Below are 18,480 nucleotides of genomic sequence, written 5' to 3' on the forward strand. Positions count from 1 at the left end.
AAAGATCGGCAAAAGACTGAAGGACCGGGAGAACGATGCGTGGCCCAGAAGGTCAAACTTTCGACAATCGCTGAATCGCTGGGTATCTCCACGGCAACGGTATCACTGGCGCTGCGCGACAGCCCGCTGGTTGCCGCCGCGACCCGCGAGCGCATCAAGGAACAGGCCCGGGCACTCGGCTATATCTACAATCGCCGCGCCGCCAGCCTCAGGACCTCGCGCTCGGGTATTCTCGGCGTCGTCGTTCACGACATCATGAACCCGTTCTACGGTGAAATCCTGAAGGCGATCGAAAGCGAGCTCGATCGCAACCGCCACACCTTCATCCTCTCCAACCATTACGATTCGGTCGAAAAGCAGCGCAATTTCATCGAGACCCTGCTGCAGCTCGGTGGCGATGGCGTGATCATGTCGCCGGCCATCGGCACGCCGCCGGAGGATGTGATGCTGGCGGAGGAAAACGGCATGCCGGCGATCTTCATCGCCCGCACCATGGAGGAGCTGGACCTGCCGACCTATCGCGGCGATGACAGCTACGGCATCGCGCTTGCGACCAACCACCTCATCGGTCTCGGCCATCGCTGCATCGCGATGATCGGCGGTACCGATCAGACGTCCACCGGCCGCGACCGCTATGCGGGCTATGCCAACGCGCTGAAGAAGGCGGGTATCTCGGTCGATCCGGGTCTCAGGCTCCCCGGTCCGCGCACAAAGCAGGGCGGGTTCGAGGCGGCGGTGCACTTCCTGTCCCTGCCGCAGAAGCCGACGGCCGCCGTCTGCTGGAACGACCTCGTCGCCATCGGCCTGATGAACGGCATCTCGCGTGCCGGGCTGACGCCGGGCGTCGATATTTCCGTCACCGGCTATGACGATCTCGAGGAAGCCTCGATTGCGACGCCGTCGCTCACCACGGTGTGGAACGGCCAGGCCGAGGTCGGCCGGCTCGCCGCCCGCGCGCTTCTCGACAAGCTCGCCGGTTCCAGTGCCCCGAACGGCATGCACCTCATCAAGCCGGAAATGCGCATCCGCCAATCCACCGGCCCTTATCGCGAAACCGCTGAGAACCATCTCGCGGTCTAGCGGTTATCATTTCAAGCCATGTTTTACAGAAATTCCTTTCGGGAGGCCCCATGTCCAGAAACACCGTCATGCTGTCGCAAAACCTCAATCCGTTCGTGGAAAAGGTGCTGAAGGACGAGTTCAATCTTATCACCATGCCGGAGGAGGGGCCTCAGGCTCTGGGCGCGGAAAAGGCGGCGGAGATCCGTGCCGTCGTCGCCTTTGGCGGCTTTTCGGCGGCGCAGATGGATGCCCTGCCCAACCTCGAGATCATCTCCTGCCCCGGCGTCGGCTATGACGGTATCGACACGGCCCATGCCGCCGATCGCGGCATCGTGGTGACCCATACGCCGAATGTGCTGAACGACGAGGTGGCCGATACCGCCATCGCGCTGCTGCTCAACACCGTCCGCCGGTTCTATTCCGCCGAGAAATGGGTCCGTGACGGCCGCTGGGAAAAGGAAGGCGGCTTTCCGCTGTCGCCGCTCACCGTCAAGGGCCGCAAGGTCGGGCTCTACGGTCTCGGCCGCATCGGGCTGGAAATCGCGGCGCGGCTGGAGCCGTTCAAGGTCGAGATCGCCTATCATACGCGCTCGCCGAAAAAGGGCGTCACCTATGCCTACCACCCGACGCTCGCCTCGCTTGCCGAAGCAGTCGATACGCTGATCTGCATCGTTCCGAAGACGGACGAGACCCACAAGACGGTCGATGCCGCCGTGCTGAAGGCACTGGGGCCGGAAGGCGTGCTGATCAATGTCGGCCGCGGCTGGACGGTGAACGAGGACGATCTGATCGCCGCGCTCGAGGCAGGAACGCTTGGTGGCGCCGGCCTCGACGTGTTCTACGACGAGCCAAAGGTTCCTTCCCGGCTTCTCGATTTCGACAATGTCAGCGTGCTGCCGCACGTCGCCTCCGCCTCGGTGCCGACGCGTGAAGCGATGGCCGCGCTCGTCGGCGACAATTTGAAGGGCTGGTTTGCCGAAAAGCGGCCGGTGACCCCGGTTCCGGAAACCCCGGTTCCGCCGAAAGCGTAAGGTCGAAGATCAGGGCCGCTCTTTTCTGGCGGCGATGATCTTTTGCATGAGAGCGATGAACTGCGCGCTCTCCTGGTCCGAAAGGGCGAGGAGAGCGTCTTCGTTCTCGGCCGTGGCGGCGGCGATCGCGGGGTCGCGCAGAGCGCGCGCCCGGTCCGTCAGCTTGATGCGCTGAACGCGGCCGTCATCGCGGTCCTTCTCGCGCCGGATCAAGCCGTCGCGCTCCATGCGCGAAAGGGTGTTGGCCATCGTTGCCTGCTCGATATCGAGCCGCTCCACCAATTGCTTTTGCGTCAGCCCGTCATTTTCCCAAAGTTCGAGGAGGGCGGGGAAAGTGCCGGTCGTCAGCCCGAGCGGTCTGATGCGGCCTGCCAGCCCGCGCTCAAGGAGCCGCGCCAGATGGTTGGTAAGATAGCCCGCCGATTGGTCTTTCGAAAAGATCATGCGCTCCATTAACATTTGCATAGCAAGCTATGCAATGATATATAGCAAGCTATATAATATGGAGGCGGCACATGCTGAAGATACTTCATGCCGTTGCCGGCGCCCTTGCCTTGGCTGTCGTCACCAGCTTCTGGCTGACCACGGTGCTGACCGAGACCTTCGCCAGCGCCGGTCTGATCACACTGGTCAAGACGTCGATACCCTGGGGCTTTCTGCTGCTCGTGCCGCTTGTCGGGCTTGCCGGCTTTTCCGGCTTCCGGTTGGCGCGCCCGATGCGCGGACGGCTGATAGCGGCAAAGCGCCGGCGCATGCCGATCATCGCCATCAACGGCGTTGTTGTTCTGATACCCGCGGCGCTGTTTCTGTCGGCGAAGGCACAGGCCAGCGCGTTTGATGCGAGCTTTTATGCCGTACAGGCAATCGAACTCATCTTCGGAGCCGTCAACATCACGCTATTGGCGATGAACATGCGAGACGGGTTGCGCATGAAGGGCCGGCGCCGCTGAAAAGCGACGTGCTATCAGGCCTCAGCCCTTTTGCGCGGCCTGATATTCCCTGACGGCAGCGCCGAAGGCCTCGAAGATCTTTCGCGACGGCGTGTCGGATTTGGCCCAGTACTCCGGGTGCCACTGCACGCCGACGGCGAAGCTTTTCGCACCGATCACCGAGACGGCCTCGACCGTGCCATCCGGAGCGACAGCTTCGACGGCCAGGCTCGGGGCGAGGTCGCTGATCGCCTGACGATGGAGGGAATTGACCTTTATATTGCCGGCGCCGATGACGCCCGCCAGGCAGGAGCCCTCGGCGATGCGCACGCTCTGGCGGATGACGAACTTTTCGTCGCGATTGCCGTCATCGGGTTCGCGGTGATCCATGCGACCATCGACCTCGTGCACCTCGCTGACAAGCGTGCCGCCGAGCGCGACGTTGAGCTCCTGGATCCCCCGGCAGATGGCCAGGAGCGGCAGGCCACGCTCCACCGCGCCGCGGATCAGCGGCAGCGTGTTGGCGTCGCGACCGGGATCGAACGGGCCGTCCTTGTCCTCGGCAGTCTTGCCGTAAAGTGCAGGCGCGACATTGCTGATGGCGCCGGTCACCAGCAGGCCGTCGACACGGTCGAGAATGGCATCGATGTCGTTGCCTTCCGGAAAGGCGGGGATGATGAAACTCATCACGCCGGCTACATCGAGCGCTGCACCGACATACTGCTGCTGTGCGGCATGCCAGACGATTTCACCGAAGGTCTTGGTATCTGCGGGAACGGCAACGACGGGTTTGCTCATGGCGCTGTTTCTCGAAATAGGAAGCGATTTTGCAGCGAGTGATGTCGCCTCGCGCTGTTCGTGTCAATCGCAAGCGCACTCGCCGCGATGCGAAATTTCTATGAATCCATAAGCGGCGGATATCGCGCACCTTATACCTTGGTTGAATGTGGGCCCGTTTACGTCCAGAAAACCGCTATTGCAGGGCTTTCGGAGTTGAAAGCTTGCTTTCAAAGTGTTCTTCTCGCCCTGCGTCCGTTCGAGGAGGAAAAGTGCGGGCGCAGGTCAAATCGGGAGGATAATATGGACCGTCGTTCCTTTATGAAACGGATCGGTGCGGGTGGTGTTGGCGCCGCCGCAGCGACCGCGCTCGCAGCGCCTGCCATCGCGCAGGAAAATCCGAAAATCACCTGGCGCATGACGTCGTCATTTCCGAAGTCGCTCGACACGATTTACGGTGGGGCGGAAGATGTCGCCAATCATGTCAAGGCTGCGACCGGCGGCAATTTCGATATCCAGTGCTATGCCGCTGGCGAAATCGTTCCCGGCCTGCAGGCTCTCGATGCCGTTCAGTCCGGGACTGTGGAAGCGGCGCACACCTGCTCCTACTATTTCTGGGGCAAGGATCCGACCTTCGCGATCGGCACGGCCATTCCCTTCGGGCTCAATGCGCGCCTGATGAATGCCTGGCTCTATGAGGGCAACGGCAACGCGCTGCTGAACGAATTCTTCGCTGGCTATGGCGTCTATGGCCTTGCTGCGGGCAATACCGGCGTGCAGATGGGCGGCTGGTTCTCCAAGGAGGTTAATACGGTCGACGATCTGAAGGGCCTGAAAATGCGCATCGCCGGTCTGGCGGGCCGCGTCATGGAAAAGGTCGGCGTCGTGCCGCAGCAGCTTGCCGGCGGCGATATCTACCCGGCGCTGGAGAAGGGCACGATCGATGCCGCTGAATTCGTCGGTCCTTACGACGACCAGAAGCTCGGCTTCTACAAGGTGGCGAAGTTCTACTACTATCCGGGCTGGTGGGAAGGTGGGCCGACGATCCACGCCTTCTTCAACAAGGAGAAGTATGACGCCCTGCCGGCGAACTATCAGGCCGCACTCGATGACGCCTGCGCCTTTGCCAACACCAACATGATGGCGAAGTACGACGTGAAGAACCCGGTGGCGATCCGCGAACTCATCGCCGATGGCGCTCAGCTCAAGGGTTTCAGCACCGAAATCATGCAGGCCTGCTTCAATGCTGCCATGGAAGTCTATGCCGAGCTCGGTGCCGACAATGCGATGTTCAAGAAGATCTACAACGATCAGACCAACTACAAGAACGACGCCTATGGCTGGCTGAAGACATCCGAGTTCCGCTATGACCAGTTCATGATGGCGCTGCAGAACAACGGCATGATCAAGCCGCTCGCCTGAGGCGAAAGCCTCCGGTGGCATGGCGTGATGCACCTTTCGATCTTCCCCCTCAAGGGGGGAGATCGAGTGGGGGATATGCGGATACGCGGACAAACGAAAACCCCGGAAGCTCAGGCTTCCGGGGTTTTCGTGTTGATCAGTTGAAGTTCAGCGTTGGCGGGTCGTCGAGGTTGAAGCTGTCCGAGCCGCTGTCGGAGCCGGGGAGCGCGAAGGGATCATCGCCGCCGCCGTCATTGCCGAAGCTGTCGAGGCTGAACGGATCATCGCTGTCGCCGCCGAAGGCCGGCATTTCGATCGTTACCGAATCCGGATCGACCCTGACCACCTCGTCCTTGTAGTGGGTGACGAGCTTGGGGAAGGCGATGACGGCGACAATCACCAGCATCTGGATCAGGATGAAGGGAACGATGCCCTTATAGATGTCGAGGGTCCTGACCCCGCGCATGACGTTTCCGGTACCCTTGTCGACCCAGTCTCCCGCAGGCGTTACCGAGCGCAGGTAGAACAGCGAGAAGCCGAAGGGTGGTGTCAGGAACGATGTCTGCAGGTTGAGGCCAAGAATGATGCCGAACCATATAAGGTCGATACCCAGCGCCTGCGCGGGCATCACCAAAAGCGGCACCATGATGAAGGCAATCTCGAAGAAATCGAGGAAGCAGCCAAGAATGAAGATGATGATGGTGACGACGATCAGGAAGCCGTATTCCCCGCCCGGCAGGCTGGTGAGCAGGTCCTCGATCCAGACATTGCCGTTGATGCCGTAGAAGGTGAGGCTGAAGACGCGTGCGCCCATCAGGATCATCATCACGAAGGCGGAAAGCTTGGTGGTCGCGTCGAGCGCGTTCTTCAGCGAGCGGAAGTCGAGGCGTCCCTTGGCAAGGGCCAGCAGCAGCGCGCCGGCGGCCCCCATCGCGCCGCCTTCCGTCGGCGTGGCGATGCCGAGGAAGATGGTGCCCAGCACCAGGAAGATCAGCGCCAGCGGCGGCACCAGCACGATGATGACCTGCTGCGACAGGCGCGACAGCAGGTTCATGTTGAAGCGATCATTGGCGATCGCGACAAGATAGACGACCATGACGCCGAAGAACAGCGCGGCGACGAGCCGCCACGCGTCCGCAAGGCCGGTGAAGAGCACGTGGTAGCCAAGGAAATAGAGGCCGAAAGCGACCGCGATCATCGCGATGAGCGAGATGACGCCGCTGCCGAGCGTGCGTGCCTCGACCGGCATGGCCGGTGCCGCCTTCGGCCGGATCAGCGTCGTGATGAAGACGTAGAGGCAGTAGGCGGCGATCACCAGCAGCGAGGGATAGAGCGCGCCGACATACATGTCGCCGACGGACCGGCCGAGCTGGTCGGCCATGACGATCAGCACCAGCGAGGGCGGCACGATCTGGGCCAGCGTGCCGGAGGCCGCGATCGTGCCGGTCGAGAACGACCGGTCATAGCCGTAGCGCAGCATCACCGGCAGCGAGATCAGACCCATGGCCATGACCGAGGCCGCGACGACACCCGTGGTGGCGCCGAGCAGCGCGCCGACGAGCACCACCGCATAGGCAACGCCGCCGCGCACCGGGCCGAACAACTGGCCGATGGTATCGAGCAGGTCCTCGGCCATGCGCGAGCGCTCGAGGATGATGCCCATGAAGGTGAAGAACGGCACGGCAAGCAGCGTCTCGTTCGACATGATGCCGCCGAAGAAACGGTCGGGATGCGACTGCAGCAGCGGCCAGAACAGGTGGATTTCCGGCGAGATCGACGAGAATTCGACGCCGAGCACGAAGAAGGCGAGGCCGCCTGCCGCGAGCGTGAAGGCGACCGGATAGCCAAGAAGGAGAAGCGCCATCACGGTGACGAACATGATGGGCGCGAGGTTATGGGCAATGAGGTCAATCATTGGGATTTTCCTCTGTCATCATGTGCGCGGCATTGCCGGAGTCCTGATAGAGCGCGTCGTCCTCGGCGATATGGCCGGAGATGACGCCGGCGCGCTTGATGATCTCGGAGAAGGCCTGCAGCAGAAGCAGGATGAAACCGATCAGGATGAAGGATTTGGCCGGCCACAGGATCAGGCCGCCGGCATTGGTCGAGTGCTCGCCGGAAAAGAACGACCGCCAGAACCACGGCCAGCAGAGATAGACCATCATGCCGGCAAACGGCACGAGGAAGATCGTGTGCAGCACGAGATCGATCCAGTCGCGGGTGCGCTTCGACCATGACGACGACAGGATGTCGATGCGGATATGCTCGTTCTTCAGCAGTGCATAGGCGGCAGCCAGCATGAACACGGCGCCATAGAGATACCATTGCAGTTCGAGCATGGCATTCGAGGAAAGCGCAAACAGCTTGCGACTGATCGCATTGCCGGCGCTGACGAGGACGGCCACCAGAAGCAGCCAGGACACCGAGTGTCCGATGAATTCGTTCAGCCTGTCTATTGTACGGCTTATTATTATAAGTGGTTTCATTGGGGCCTCCAAAACCGTCCGAACTCCTTAATGGAAGTTGTCAAGGCCGCGCAACATGCCTTTGGTACAATACGGACGGAAACGGACCCGAAATTGGAATTTTGCAACACATCTGGCGGCCCCGCGCGACTGAAAGTTGCGAGAGAACCGTCTAGTCGCGATTGAGGAAGGCCAGCAGGTCGGTGACGACGTCCTCGGCGTCACCGTTCCATTTCCCGCCGCGTGCCAGATGGCCGTTGATCACCTGCGTGGCGGCGCCGTTCGCGGTTGCCAGGATAAGCCGGGCGAGGCGTTCGGGCTCACCGGGCGGCAGTTCGCCACGGGCCTGTGCCGCGACGACGGCAGAGAGAAAGGCCTGCTGAGCCTCCGTCCCGGATGTCAGGGCATGTTTTACCGCCGCGGGCCAGGGGCCATATGTCAGGCTGAACCGTTCCGGCCATGCGATCGCCCGGCGCAGGTGCTCGCGCAAGGCGTCAATGAGCGTCATGTTTCCATCGACAACCGCCTGCCAGTTTTGTCGGGAGACAACGAGCTCACGCTCGGCGATGCCGGCGAGCAGCATGTCCTTGTCCTTGAAATGGCGGTAAGGGGCGTTGTGTGAGAGCCCAACGCGACCGGCGACTTCACGAAGCGTCACAGCTGAGGGGCCGCCCTCGTCGAGGAGGGCGGCGGCGGCCTCGACCAGCCGGGTACGGGTATCCGTCATAAAAACCTCATTCCAGCGCTTCGGACGGATGTTGACAATGTCAACATCCGTTACCATGTTGACGTCGTCAACATCGGAGAATTCCATAATGACTTATAACCATCCTCCCAAACTGGAAACCACCTATAACCGGCTTCGGGGCAAAGCGGTGCTTGTTACCGGCGCCACCAGCGGCATCGGCGAGGCCGCCGTGCGGCTCTTTGCTGCAGAGGGCGCGCAAGTGGTTGCCGCGGCCCGACGAACGGACAGGCTGAACGGACTTGCCGAGGAACTTCGCGGCAAAGGGTTCGCGGTCGAGGCCGTTTCCTGCGATGTCGGCGACGAGGCATCGGTCAAACACGCCGTCGATGCCGTGCGGCGAACCTATGGTCGCATCGATCTCGCATTCAACAATGCCGGCGTCGGCGGCGCGGGGCGCCTGCACGAGACCAATGCTGAGGACTTCGACCGCATCATCGCGATCAATCTGCGTGGCGTGTTTCTGTCAATGAAATACGAGATCGCGGCAATGCTGGAGCAGGGGAGCGGCGGTTCGATCGTCAACACTTCTTCCATTGGCGGCCTGATCGGCGTTTCGTCGCTTGCTGCCTATAGCGCCAGCAAATGGGGTGTCGCCGGGCTGACGAAGTCAGCGGCTGTCGCTTATGGTCGCCAGGGCATTCGCGTCAACGCCATTGCGCCGGGCGCAACCCGTTCGGAGATGTTCGATGGCTGGATGCCGACTGAGGAAGCCCGGGAGCAAATTGCGGCAACCTCGCCCATGAACTACATTGCCGATCCCGACGACATGGCGCGGGTGGCGCTCTATCTGCTCTCCGATGAGGCCCGCTGGACCACCGGCGCCATCCTTCCCGCCGAAGGCGGCAGCAGCGCCGGCGTCTAGCCATCAGGCAGGCTGCGGCATTGCGGTGTCGCGGCTTGCCTTCGAGCGGAAGGTCATGGCCATCAGCGTCGCGCCGATACCCATGCCCCAGGCGCCGACATACATCCAAGTGTAGGTGGCGAAGGTATCGTAGATGAGGCCGCCGGCGAGCGGGCCGAGCGCCATGCCGAGACCGCCGGCAAGGCCGGTGCCGCCGATGACGGTTCCCATCATCCGTTGCGGGAAATTTTCGCGGGCAAGCACGGCATAGAGCGGCATCACGCCTGCATAGATGAAGCCGAAGATGGCCGCGACGGTGTAGAAGCCCGCCAGTTCCCGCACGAAGGCATAGGCAAGCGCGCCGAAGGCCTGCGCCAGAAGCCCGGCGACAAGCACGCGCTTGGCGCCCAGCCGGTCTCCGAGGATGCCGAATGCGACGCGGCCGCCGAGGCCCGCGAGGCCTTCGATGGAATAGATCGAGACCGCGGCCATCAGCGGTATGCCGCAGGTGACGGCATAGCTCACCGTGTGGAAGATCGGCCCGGCATGGGTGGCACAGCAGAAGAAGTTGGTGAGGCAGAGCACGATGAACTGCGGCGAGCGGATGGCATCGCCGACCGTGATCTCCGGCTCGGCAACGCCGGGGGCTGGTGCCACGGCCGCCGGCGGACGGCGGATGAGGAGGGCGGCCGGCAGCATCAGCACGGCGACGAGGACGGCGATAACCTGCATAGAGGTGCGCCAGTCATGGCCCTCGACCAGCCAGGCCGCAAACGGCGACATCGTCATCGGCGCGACGCCGAAGCCGACGGAGACCAGCGAGACGGCGAGCGAGCGGTGGGTATCGAACCAGCCGACGATGGACGACATCATCGGCGCCATCAGCGCCGCGATCGCAAGGCCTGACATCAGGCCGAAGGTGGCCTGAAACAGGGGCAGGCTGGTGCTGACGCTTCCGAGCAGCAGCGCGACAACCATCAGCGCGCTTCCCGCAACCACGATCGGGCGCGGGCCGAACCGGTCGGAAAGGGAGCCCATGATCATGCTGGCCAGCGCCGAGGTGATGAAGCCGATCGTCATCGCCGCCGAAATGCCCGTGGTGGACCAGCCGGTATCGGCCGACATCGGCCGGAGAAAGACGGGTAGCGAGAAGACCGCGCCGATGGCAAGACAGCCGATGACGGCGCCGGCAGCGACCATGACCCAGCGGTAGCGCGTCTGATGCATCTGAGACTTCCCTCCAGAGATCGGCAGGCGAAAGTTTTGAGCCCTGCGATTATGTACGTTGATATCAACCTAAATAATGACTGTCAATCGTCCGATGGGGCGTGGGCGCTTTCGCTGAGAGCGTTGTTGAAAGTGCAAAACAAGGTATGGTAATCGAAGGACAAGGGAGCGCGCCGGCAGGTGATGTCGGGCGCAGGTGGCTCTTCAGCCGCGAAGGAGGGAAATCCATGCAGAATGCCGAAACGTCCAAGCCTGTAGACGAGGCCGACTTTTCCGAACACGCCAAGACCTACAATTTCTTTGTGGCCGGCACGAAATACGGCACGCTGCATGTCATTGCGCTGATGGTTGCCATGGCAGCCGGTCTTGTCGGTCCTTTCGGATTTTTCGGCGCCTTGATCATCTTCATTCTCATCAACGCGATCGGCATCTATATTCTGCGCTGAACGCTCATCCGAGGGTTTGTCTTTGCTGCGGAACGTAGGGCGCGCCGTGCCGACCGGCGCGCGCTGGCCGATCTTCGGACGTTTCGTCCTGTCTTTGGGAGTATGTCTTGAGCAAGAAGCTTTTTGTGCCGAGGGAGACGGCCTTCGCGGAAACCCGCGTCGCCGCGTCCCCCGACACCGTGAAAAAACTGAAGGCCCTCGGTTTCGATGTCGTCATCGAAAGCGGCGCCGGCCTCGCCTCGCGCATTGACGACGAGGCCTACCGCGCCGCCGGGGCGGAGATCGCGGGAGCCGAAGCGGCCGCGGATGCGGATATCGTCTTCAAGGTGCGCCGACCGGAGGAGGGCGAGTTCTCGGCCTACAAGAGCGGCGCCGTCGTGATTGCGATGATGGACCCTTACGGCAACGAGGCGGCCCTTTCCGCCATGGCCGGACGCGGGGTCTCTGCCTTCGCCATGGAGCTGATGCCGCGTATCACCCGCGCGCAGTCGATGGACGTGTTGTCCTCGCAGGCGAACCTTGCCGGTTATCAGGCCGTCATCGAAGCGGCCGCCGTGTTCGACCGGGCGATGCCGATGATGATGACCGCGGCGGGCACCGTCCCGGCAGCGCGCGTCTTCGTCATGGGCGCCGGCGTTGCCGGTCTGCAGGCGATCGCGACCGCCCGCCGTCTCGGCGCCGTGGTCTCCGCGACAGATGTGCGCCCGGCGGCCAAGGAACAGGTCGCCTCGCTCGGCGCCAAGTTCATCGCCGTCGAGGACGACGAATTCAAGGCGGCCGAAACCGCCGGCGGCTATGCCAAGGAAATGTCGGCCGAATATCAGGCAAAACAGGCGGAGCTTGTGGCTTCCCACATCGCCAAGCAGGACATCGTCATCACCACGGCGCTCATTCCGGGGCGCCCTGCGCCGCGGCTCGTCAGCCGCGCCATGCTGTCGGCCATGAAGCTCGGTTCCGTCGCCGTCGACCTTGCCGTCGAGCGTGGCGGCAACATCGAAGGCGCTGAGGCGGGCAATGTCGCCGAAGTCGAGGGCGTGCGCGTCGTCGGTTTCGCCAACCTGCCCGGTCGGATCGCGGCCAGCGCTTCGGCGCTCTATGCTAAGAACCTGCTGACCTTCTTCGAGACGCTGGTCGACAAGGAAGCCGGTGGCGTGAAGATCAATCGGGACGACGAACTGGTCGCAGCGACGCTGCTGACCCATGAGGGCGCGGTCGTCCATCCGAAATTCGGCGGCGCCACCGCCGGGGGAGAGGCGTAATGTCCGTATCCGACATCAATCAATCCATCGACAGCGCGATGAGTTCGCTGGAGCAGGCGAAAACGGCGCTCGGCAATCTCGAGGACGGGTCGCTGGCAGCGCTTGCCCATGGGGTAACTGGTGGGGCGATCGATCCCTTCGTCTTCCAGCTCGCGATCTTCGTGCTCGCCGTCTTCGTCGGCTATTATGTCGTCTGGTCGGTGACGCCGGCGCTGCACACGCCGCTGATGGCCGTGACCAACGCCATCTCCTCCGTCATCGTCGTCGGCGCGCTGCTCGCGGTCGCGCTTTCGGCGAGCGGCATTGCCACCGGCATGGGCTTCATTGCGCTCATCCTCGTGTCGATCAACATCTTCGGCGGCTTTCTTGTCACCCAGCGCATGCTGGCGATGTACAAGAAGAAGGAAAAGTGAGGCCCTAAGACAATGTCTGTCAACATCGCAGCCTTGCTGTTTCTCGTCTCGGCGGTGCTCTTCATTCTGGCACTGCGCGGCCTTTCGCATCCCTCCACCAGCCGGCGCGGCAATCTTTACGGCATGATCGGCATGGGCATTGCCATCGGCACGACCCTGCTGCTTGCCAAGCCCAGCTTCGCCTCGCTCGTCTATATCATCCTGGCACTCGCCATCGGCGGCGGCATTGGCGCCTATATTGCCCGCCACATCGCCATGACGGCGATGCCGCAGCTGGTCGCCGGCTTCCACTCGCTGGTCGGTCTTGCGGCTGTGCTGGTCGCTGGCGCGGCGCTCTATTCGCCCGAAAGCTTCAATATCGGCACGCCGGATGACATTCACCTGCGCGCCCTGATCGAGCTATCGATCGGTGCCGCGATCGGTGCGATCACCTTCACCGGCTCGATCATCGCCTTCCTGAAGCTCGACGGTCGCATGTCCGGCAAGCCGATCATGCTGCCGGGCCGCCATGCCATCAATCTGGCGCTGCTGGCGGCGCTGGTGTTCTTCGTGATCTCGCTTTCGGCAACGGCCAATCCGATCCATTTCTGGCTGATCGTCATCCTGGCGCTGGTGCTCGGCGTGCTGATTATCGTGCCGATCGGTGGCGCCGACATGCCGGTCGTCGTGTCGATGCTGAACTCCTATTCGGGCTGGGCTGCCGCCGGCATCGGTTTCACCCTCGGCAACATGGCGCTGATCGTCACCGGTGCGCTGGTCGGCTCCTCCGGTGCGATCCTGTCCTACATCATGTGCAAGGGCATGAACCGCTCCTTCATCTCCGTCATCCTCGGTGGCTTCGGTGGCGAGACGTCTTCTGGCGGTGGTGCCGGTGCAGTCGACCGCAACGTCAAGACCGGTTCTGCCGACGATGCGGCCTTCCTGATGGAGAACGCCTCCAAGGTCATCATCGTGCCGGGCTACGGCATGGCGGTGGCGCAGGCCCAACATGCGCTGCGCGAACTCGCCGACAAGCTGAAGGAAAAGGGCGTCGAGGTGAAATACGCCATCCACCCCGTTGCCGGCCGCATGCCCGGGCACATGAACGTGCTGCTCGCCGAGGCCAATGTGCCTTATGACGAGGTTTTCGAACTCGAGGATATCAATTCCGAGTTCGCCCAGGCCGATGTCGCCTATGTCATCGGCGCCAATGACGTCACCAACCCGGCGGCGCGCGACGACAAGACCTCGCCGATTTACGGCATGCCGATCCTCGACGTCGACAAGGCGAAGACCTGCCTGTTCGTCAAGCGCTCGCTCGGCTCCGGCTATGCCGGCATCGACAACGAGCTGTTCTACAAGGATGGCACGATGATGCTGCTCGGCGACGCCAAGAAGATGACCGAGGACATCGTCAAGGCGATCGAATAGGAAGAGCTAAGCCTTTGAGTTCACTAGGGCCCCGACGGTTTTGTCCGCCGGGGCTTTTTGTTTCAGGGTGTTTTGGCGGAACCACCGGCTGCCACCGCACGTTGTTTCAAAAGCAAAACAAGCGAGGAAATAACGTGGTGAACCTGCGTGGTGTCGTTGCAATACCGGCGTTTTCGGCGCTGGCCCTGACGTTGATGAGTTTCGATATTCCCGAGACCCCTCCTGTTCCAGAACCCCGCCCGGATGAAACGGTGACGGCCGGTGCCAATCCGGAAGCTTCGGATCCAGAAGCGCCGGCCAAGACGGAGGATGGCGCCGAGGCTGCATCGGAGAACGCGGAAGATGCCGTCCCGGAAGAGCCGCCGGTTCCCGAAGAGCGTGCCGACAATCCGCCGCCCCCGCCACCGCCGGAACCGAAGCCGGTTGCCGAGGAGACCGGCGCATTTGCCCGCTGCACGGCCGCTCTGACGGCCCTTGGTGCGGATTATGAAGTGCTCGAAACCATCGACGATCCCGGTTCCTGCGGAATCGACAAGCCGCTGAAGGTGAGCGTGGTGCTTGAGGGCGTGAAGCTCGTGCCGGAGGGGACGATGCGTTGCGAGACCGCGCTTGCGATCGCGAACTGGGCGAAGACCTATGTGGAACCGACGGCGACGATCGCGCTCGACAAGGATGCGAAGCTGACGGAGATCCACCAGGCCTCGACCTATGTCTGCCGCACCCGCAACAGCGTCGCCGATGCCAAGATTTCGGAACATGCCAAGGGCAATGCCGTCGACGTGCGCAGCCTGACCTTTTCGGACGGCACGACGGTCGACATGGAGCCGCGCCGCAAGGATGGAACGGCGACGGGCGCTTTCCAGCGCACCGTGAGTGCGGCGGCGTGCCTCTACTTCAATACGGTGCTTTCGCCCGGCAGCGACGCCACCCATCAGGACCACATGCATCTCGACGTGATCACCCGCAAGAGCGGCTATCGCTATTGCCGATAGGCGTCTTCAGCCTTCCAGCCAGGCGATCGCTTGCTCGTCCTGGCCGCTTGCGAATATCTTCACCTCGGCGTGCGACAGCATGGCAAACATCTGTACCGCCTGTGCAAAGCCGTAGTTTGCCGTGACCAGGGCAATGCGCTGCAGGTTCAACGGTTCGCTGCGGCGGAAATGCTGACCGCCGACAGCCGAACCGCCGTCGACCCCGAGGAAATCACTCGCTGTTATGAGAAGCAATCTGATCGGTCCGACCACATTGCGGGCTTCGAGCGCCGGCATCAGTACACCCTGAAAGTCTTCCGCGGTCATTGCTCCGTGAATGGCGAAGCCTGTGATGTCTTCCGAGAGATCCTCGATCTTGGTCAGCACGCGCTTGTCTCCTGCCTTTTGTTTTTCATCAATTCGACGATAGACGAAATCGAAGCCTTTCGCGATAGGTGGCGGGCCCTCAAAAAAACATGAGTGAGTTTGTCACCTTTATACTTTACCTTTTTTGTCATGTTTTATATGGTCGCCTCATCCTTCAAATCGGACGAGGTTACGATGGCGAAGAAGAACAAGCGCAAGGCAGCCGCGAGGCAGGGCAGCCAGACCGAAGAGGTGACCCGCGTCGCCGCAGCTCCGGTGGGGCTTTCCGGCCGCAGCTTTCTCTATGTCGGCGGGCGCGACTGCCAGGTCGCGCATCTGAGAGCGATTGCCGACAGCTATGGCGCCGAACTCATCCACCATGACGGTGGCCTGCGTGAGGCGGTGTCGCGCATCGACAGGGTTCTGCCTTCTGTCGACTGCGTTTTCTGTCCGATTGATTGCATCAGTCATGATGCCTGTGTGCGGGTGAAATCGGGCTGCAAGAAGTTCAAGAAGGCCTTCGTGCCGCTCCGCAACGGCTCCAAGTCTTCGCTCGAGCGTGCTTTGCAGACGATGAGCGAGCGCGACAATTGACCACCTGCGATATTGACGGCGTGCGCCTGATCGGGCTGCATCGCACCGATGCCGATGGCGGCCTCCTGTGCCGCTACGCGCCGATGCGCGCCGGCGCGGTGGTTCTTGCCTTTCCTCCGCGCCGCCGCACTTCTCCGAGCGCCCGGAAGGCCGCAATCATTGATCTCGACCTCCGGCGTCGCCATGTTCACAATCATCCGACGGAGGTGCCGAAATGTATATCGCGATGAACCGCTTCAAGGTTGCAACAGGATCGGAAGAGGCATTCGAAGCTATCTGGAAAGGGCGGGATTCGCGGCTTTCCGAACTTGCCGGCTTCATCTCCTTCCAGCTTCTGAAGGGTAAGAGCTTTACCGACGAGGGGTACACGCTCTATGCCTCGCACACGATGTGGGAGAGCGAGGAGGCCTTTACCGCCTGGACCCGTTCGGAACAGTTCCGCGATGCCCACAGGAATGCCGGCGAACGCAAGGCCGAGTATCTCGGACCGCCGGTGTTCGAAGGCTTCAATACTGTAGAGGGGGCGTGATGAGCGATCCCTCGGAGATCGCCGTCCTTCCCGTCCTGCCATCGCTCGATCTGGCCGAGACCAAGGCGTTCTACACCGAAAAGCTCGGGTTTTCGGAGGTTGTGCATGAGGATGATGGCTATCTCATCCTCCGCCGCCCCGGGCTGGAGCTGCATTTCTGGCTGACCGACGACCGTTCGCTGAGCGAACGCACGTCGGTCTATATCCGCGGTGGCGGCATTGATGCGCTTCATGCCGAATATGCGCCGCGCGGCATCCTGCACCCGCAGGGCTTTGCCGAACGATCCTGGGGCATGAAGGAATTCTACGTTTCCGATCCGCACGGCAATCTGCTGCGCTTCGGCCGCATTCCGGGCGATGACAATGCCTGATCAGTCCTGACGGGCGGGAAGCAACGCCGCGAGTGCGGCCAGCAGCCAGCCGACGATAACGGCTGTGCCGCCGACAGGGGCGGCCATGCGGAACAGGCTGTTACCGAGATAGGTCACTGCGGCAAGGTCGCCGGCAAAGAGCAATGTGCCAAGCGCCATGACGAGGCCGGCGCCAAGCGCGACGGGCGTCGCACGGGCGAGCAGGGAAAGTCCCAGAAGTGCGGGGCCGTTTGCAAGGCAGATCAGCGCTGCCGACTGCAGCACGGCGTTGCCGCCATGATAGGACGCCGCGGCCAGCATGACGCCGGCAGCTCCTGTGATGCCACCGAGAAAAAGAAGGATGCGGGTCGAAAACGACATGGCTCAGGCCCTGTTCTGCATGTGGTAAGCGAGTTTTTCGATTGGCGGCATGATCACAGCCCGGAGCCGGATGTCCGGCACGGTCTCCTCCAGCGCCCGGCGGAAGCAGAGCAGCCACTCGTCGCGTTCCTCGGGTCCGATCGGCGCCGGCATGTGCCGCATCCTGAGGCGCGGATGGCCGTGCTTTTCGATGTAGACGGGCGGGCCGCCGAGATAGCCGGTCAGATAATCGCGGAACTTGGCCTCGGAACCTGCAAGGCTTGCCGGGTGGATCGCGCGGCAATGGCGGGCTTCCGGCAGGGTGTCCATCAGCTCGTAGAACCGCCGCGACAGCCTTTCGACCGAGTCCGCCCCGCCAATGGCCTCAAAGAGGCTGATCTCTTCTGCCTGTTCCATATCCAAGGCTTCTACAACTGATTCAGGCCGCGACACAATGGAGCGTCACGCCTTTTTCAAGAAGCGGCCGGCGCTGGTCTTCGGCAAGCTCGGCGCCGGTGAAGACAGCGGAGAAGGTTTCAAGCCCGGTCAGGAAATGCAGGCCGGGGCGGCCAAACTTGGTGTGGTCGGCGAGCAGCACCCGACGCTCGGCGCCTGCCACCACCAGCCGCTTGGTCTGGACGACTTCGGGGTCCTGGTGGAAGGCCGCGCCCTCATAGATTGCCGAGGCGGAGATGAAGCCGATATCGGCGCGCAGCCCGCGCAGCGCATCCTCCGTCAGCAGGCCGAAGAAGCCGTTGAACTTGCGGCTGTACTGGCCGCCAAGCGCCAGCAGTTCGATGCCGTTGACGCCGGCGAGCTCGGAAATGACGCTCAGATTGTTGGAAATCACGGTCAGGGGCAGGCGCTCGGCAAGGTGCGCTGTCAGGTTCGCCGCCGTCGACGAATCATCGATCATCAGCGTCATGCCGGGTTCGATCATCCGCGCGGCATCGGCGGCGATACGTGCCTTTTCCGCGGCCGCCATCTTCTGGCGGTAGCGGAAATCGGCCTGGAACATGGTGGACGACTGCACCGAAGCGCCACCGCGCACCTTGCGCAGCTCACCGGCGGCCTCCAGCTCGTCGAGATCGCGGTGGACCGTCATCTTGGAGACGCCGAAACGACCGGAAAGCTCCTCCACGCTCGCTGCGCCCTTCTCCATCAGTAGCGCCATGATCGCCACCCTCCGCTGGTCTGCTTTCACCGACTTCTCCTCCGTTTCGATGCAAGATCACAACCGAACTTCGATATATATCACATTTTATATCGATTAAAGTAACATATATTATGTTATTTATAAA

The 18,480-nt window shown here is 62.2% G+C and carries 23 protein-coding genes and 1 pseudogene; 14 read left to right on the forward strand and 10 right to left on the reverse strand.

The features are described from left to right. Positions 1-39: 39 nt before the first annotated feature. Positions 40-1,080, forward strand: a complete 1,041-nt coding sequence (locus TM49_RS11125; protein WP_045681300.1) for a LacI family DNA-binding transcriptional regulator — start codon at positions 40-42, stop codon at positions 1,078-1,080. Positions 1,081-1,130: 50 nt separating this feature from the next. Next, the gene (locus tag TM49_RS11130; RefSeq protein WP_045681302.1) at positions 1,131-2,093 is read left to right on the forward strand and encodes a 2-hydroxyacid dehydrogenase; all 963 of its coding nucleotides are present in this window, start codon (positions 1,131-1,133) and stop codon (positions 2,091-2,093) included. Between the two features lie 9 nt (positions 2,094-2,102). Here TM49_RS11130 and TM49_RS11135 read toward each other — a convergent pair whose 3' ends face one another. Continuing rightward, entirely contained in the window at positions 2,103-2,537 is a 435-nt protein-coding gene (locus TM49_RS11135; protein WP_045685134.1) for a MarR family winged helix-turn-helix transcriptional regulator, read from the reverse strand. A gap of 71 nt (positions 2,538-2,608) precedes the next feature. Between TM49_RS11135 and TM49_RS11140 the strand changes: the two genes are divergently transcribed. Further along, positions 2,609-3,043 carry a hypothetical protein gene (locus TM49_RS11140; RefSeq protein WP_045681305.1) on the forward strand — a complete coding sequence of 145 codons (435 nt, stop codon included), beginning with the start codon at positions 2,609-2,611 and terminating at the stop codon, positions 3,041-3,043. A 21-nt stretch (positions 3,044-3,064) separates the two neighbouring features. On the opposite strand, the gene TM49_RS11145 is transcribed toward TM49_RS11140, so the two are convergent. Continuing rightward, positions 3,065-3,820: a gamma-glutamyl-gamma-aminobutyrate hydrolase family protein gene (locus TM49_RS11145; RefSeq protein WP_045681307.1), complete on the reverse strand. Its 756-nt coding sequence runs from the start codon at positions 3,818-3,820 to the stop codon at positions 3,065-3,067. Positions 3,821-4,102: 282 nt separating this feature from the next. Here TM49_RS11145 and TM49_RS11150 point away from each other — a divergent pair, with 282 nt between their 5' ends. Next, positions 4,103-5,221 (forward strand): TRAP transporter substrate-binding protein, encoded by a 1,119-nt coding sequence (locus TM49_RS11150; protein WP_045681309.1) that lies wholly within the window; start codon positions 4,103-4,105, stop codon positions 5,219-5,221. Between the two features lie 136 nt (positions 5,222-5,357). Here TM49_RS11150 and TM49_RS11155 read toward each other — a convergent pair whose 3' ends face one another. The 3 genes from TM49_RS11155 to TM49_RS11165 all read right to left on the reverse strand — a co-directional run bounded on the left by TM49_RS11155 (position 5,358) and on the right by TM49_RS11165 (position 8,479). Continuing rightward, on the reverse strand, positions 5,358-7,115 hold the full coding sequence (locus tag TM49_RS11155; protein ID WP_045681310.1) for a TRAP transporter large permease: 1,758 nt from the start codon (positions 7,113-7,115) through the stop codon (positions 5,358-5,360). Further along, positions 7,108-7,686, reverse strand: coding sequence for a TRAP transporter small permease subunit (locus tag TM49_RS11160; RefSeq protein ID WP_045681312.1), 579 nt, complete (start codon positions 7,684-7,686; stop codon positions 7,108-7,110). Before TM49_RS11160 ends, TM49_RS11155 begins: the two co-directional genes overlap by 8 nt. 151 nt (positions 7,687-7,837) lie before the next feature. After that, the gene (locus TM49_RS11165) at positions 7,838-8,479 is read right to left on the reverse strand and encodes a TetR/AcrR family transcriptional regulator (protein ID WP_052699814.1); all 642 of its coding nucleotides are present in this window, start codon (positions 8,477-8,479) and stop codon (positions 7,838-7,840) included. 1 nt (position 8,480) lies between these two features. On the opposite strand from TM49_RS11165, the gene TM49_RS11170 reads away from it, so the two are divergent. Continuing rightward, positions 8,481-9,275, forward strand: a complete 795-nt coding sequence (locus tag TM49_RS11170; RefSeq protein ID WP_045681313.1) for an SDR family NAD(P)-dependent oxidoreductase — start codon at positions 8,481-8,483, stop codon at positions 9,273-9,275. Positions 9,276-9,278: 3 nt separating this feature from the next. Here TM49_RS11170 and TM49_RS11175 read toward each other — a convergent pair whose 3' ends face one another. Then, entirely contained in the window at positions 9,279-10,481 is a 1,203-nt protein-coding gene (locus TM49_RS11175; RefSeq protein WP_045681314.1) for an MFS transporter, read from the reverse strand. Positions 10,482-10,708: 227 nt separating this feature from the next. Between TM49_RS11175 and TM49_RS11180 the strand changes: the two genes are divergently transcribed. The 5 genes from TM49_RS11180 (at position 10,709) to TM49_RS11200 (ending at position 15,001) form a co-directional block, all read left to right on the forward strand. Continuing rightward, positions 10,709-10,927 carry an aa3-type cytochrome c oxidase subunit IV gene (locus TM49_RS11180; RefSeq protein ID WP_045681315.1) on the forward strand — a complete coding sequence of 73 codons (219 nt, stop codon included), beginning with the start codon at positions 10,709-10,711 and terminating at the stop codon, positions 10,925-10,927. A gap of 107 nt (positions 10,928-11,034) precedes the next feature. Beyond that, positions 11,035-12,186: a Re/Si-specific NAD(P)(+) transhydrogenase subunit alpha gene (locus tag TM49_RS11185; protein ID WP_045681316.1), complete on the forward strand. Its 1,152-nt coding sequence runs from the start codon at positions 11,035-11,037 to the stop codon at positions 12,184-12,186. After that, positions 12,186-12,599: a proton-translocating transhydrogenase family protein gene (locus TM49_RS11190; protein ID WP_045681317.1), complete on the forward strand. Its 414-nt coding sequence runs from the start codon at positions 12,186-12,188 to the stop codon at positions 12,597-12,599. Before TM49_RS11185 ends, TM49_RS11190 begins: the two co-directional genes overlap by 1 nt. 12 nt (positions 12,600-12,611) lie before the next feature. Next, positions 12,612-14,009, forward strand: coding sequence for an NAD(P)(+) transhydrogenase (Re/Si-specific) subunit beta (locus TM49_RS11195; RefSeq protein ID WP_045681318.1), 1,398 nt, complete (start codon positions 12,612-12,614; stop codon positions 14,007-14,009). A 134-nt stretch (positions 14,010-14,143) separates the two neighbouring features. Then, complete coding sequence (locus TM49_RS11200; RefSeq protein WP_244464706.1) at positions 14,144-15,001, forward strand: extensin-like domain-containing protein; 858 nt, start codon at positions 14,144-14,146, stop codon at positions 14,999-15,001. A gap of 6 nt (positions 15,002-15,007) precedes the next feature. On the opposite strand, the gene TM49_RS11205 is transcribed toward TM49_RS11200, so the two are convergent. Next, positions 15,008-15,367: a SpoIIAA family protein gene (locus tag TM49_RS11205; protein WP_045681320.1), complete on the reverse strand. Its 360-nt coding sequence runs from the start codon at positions 15,365-15,367 to the stop codon at positions 15,008-15,010. Between the two features lie 261 nt (positions 15,368-15,628). Here TM49_RS11205 and TM49_RS11210 point away from each other — a divergent pair. From TM49_RS11210 to TM49_RS11225, 4 genes and pseudogenes are all read left to right on the forward strand, one after another. Further along, positions 15,629-15,940 (forward strand): annotated as a pseudogene (locus tag TM49_RS11210) (DUF2325 domain-containing protein); the annotation flags it as partial. After that, positions 15,937-16,170, forward strand: coding sequence for a hypothetical protein (locus TM49_RS11215; protein ID WP_045681321.1), 234 nt, complete (start codon positions 15,937-15,939; stop codon positions 16,168-16,170). The pseudogene TM49_RS11210 and the gene TM49_RS11215, both read left to right, overlap by 4 nt. Then, entirely contained in the window at positions 16,155-16,469 is a 315-nt protein-coding gene (hmuQ, locus tag TM49_RS11220) for a heme-degrading protein HmuQ (RefSeq protein WP_045681322.1), read from the forward strand. Before TM49_RS11215 ends, hmuQ begins: the two co-directional genes overlap by 16 nt. Next, a complete protein-coding gene (locus TM49_RS11225) occupies positions 16,469-16,840 on the forward strand; it encodes a bleomycin resistance protein (RefSeq protein ID WP_045681324.1) in 372 nt (123 codons plus the stop codon). The genes hmuQ and TM49_RS11225 overlap by 1 nt, the downstream gene beginning before the upstream one ends. Here TM49_RS11225 and TM49_RS11230 read toward each other — a convergent pair whose 3' ends face one another. Genes TM49_RS11230 through TM49_RS11240 form a run of 3 tightly spaced genes read right to left on the reverse strand, consistent with a single transcriptional unit; the run spans position 16,841 to position 18,383 of the window. Then, positions 16,841-17,200 (reverse strand): DUF423 domain-containing protein, encoded by a 360-nt coding sequence (locus TM49_RS11230; RefSeq protein ID WP_045681326.1) that lies wholly within the window; start codon positions 17,198-17,200, stop codon positions 16,841-16,843. Between the two features lie 3 nt (positions 17,201-17,203). Further along, entirely contained in the window at positions 17,204-17,596 is a 393-nt protein-coding gene (locus TM49_RS11235; protein ID WP_045681328.1) for a group II truncated hemoglobin, read from the reverse strand. Positions 17,597-17,618: 22 nt separating this feature from the next. After that, positions 17,619-18,383, reverse strand: a complete 765-nt coding sequence (locus tag TM49_RS11240; RefSeq protein WP_045681329.1) for a DeoR/GlpR family DNA-binding transcription regulator — start codon at positions 18,381-18,383, stop codon at positions 17,619-17,621. Positions 18,384-18,480: the final 97 nt, after the last annotated feature.

Origin of the sequence: Martelella endophytica (assembly GCF_000960975.1) — a bacterium.
In the GTDB taxonomy this organism is placed as follows: Bacteria; Pseudomonadota; Alphaproteobacteria; order Rhizobiales; family Rhizobiaceae; genus Martelella; species Martelella endophytica.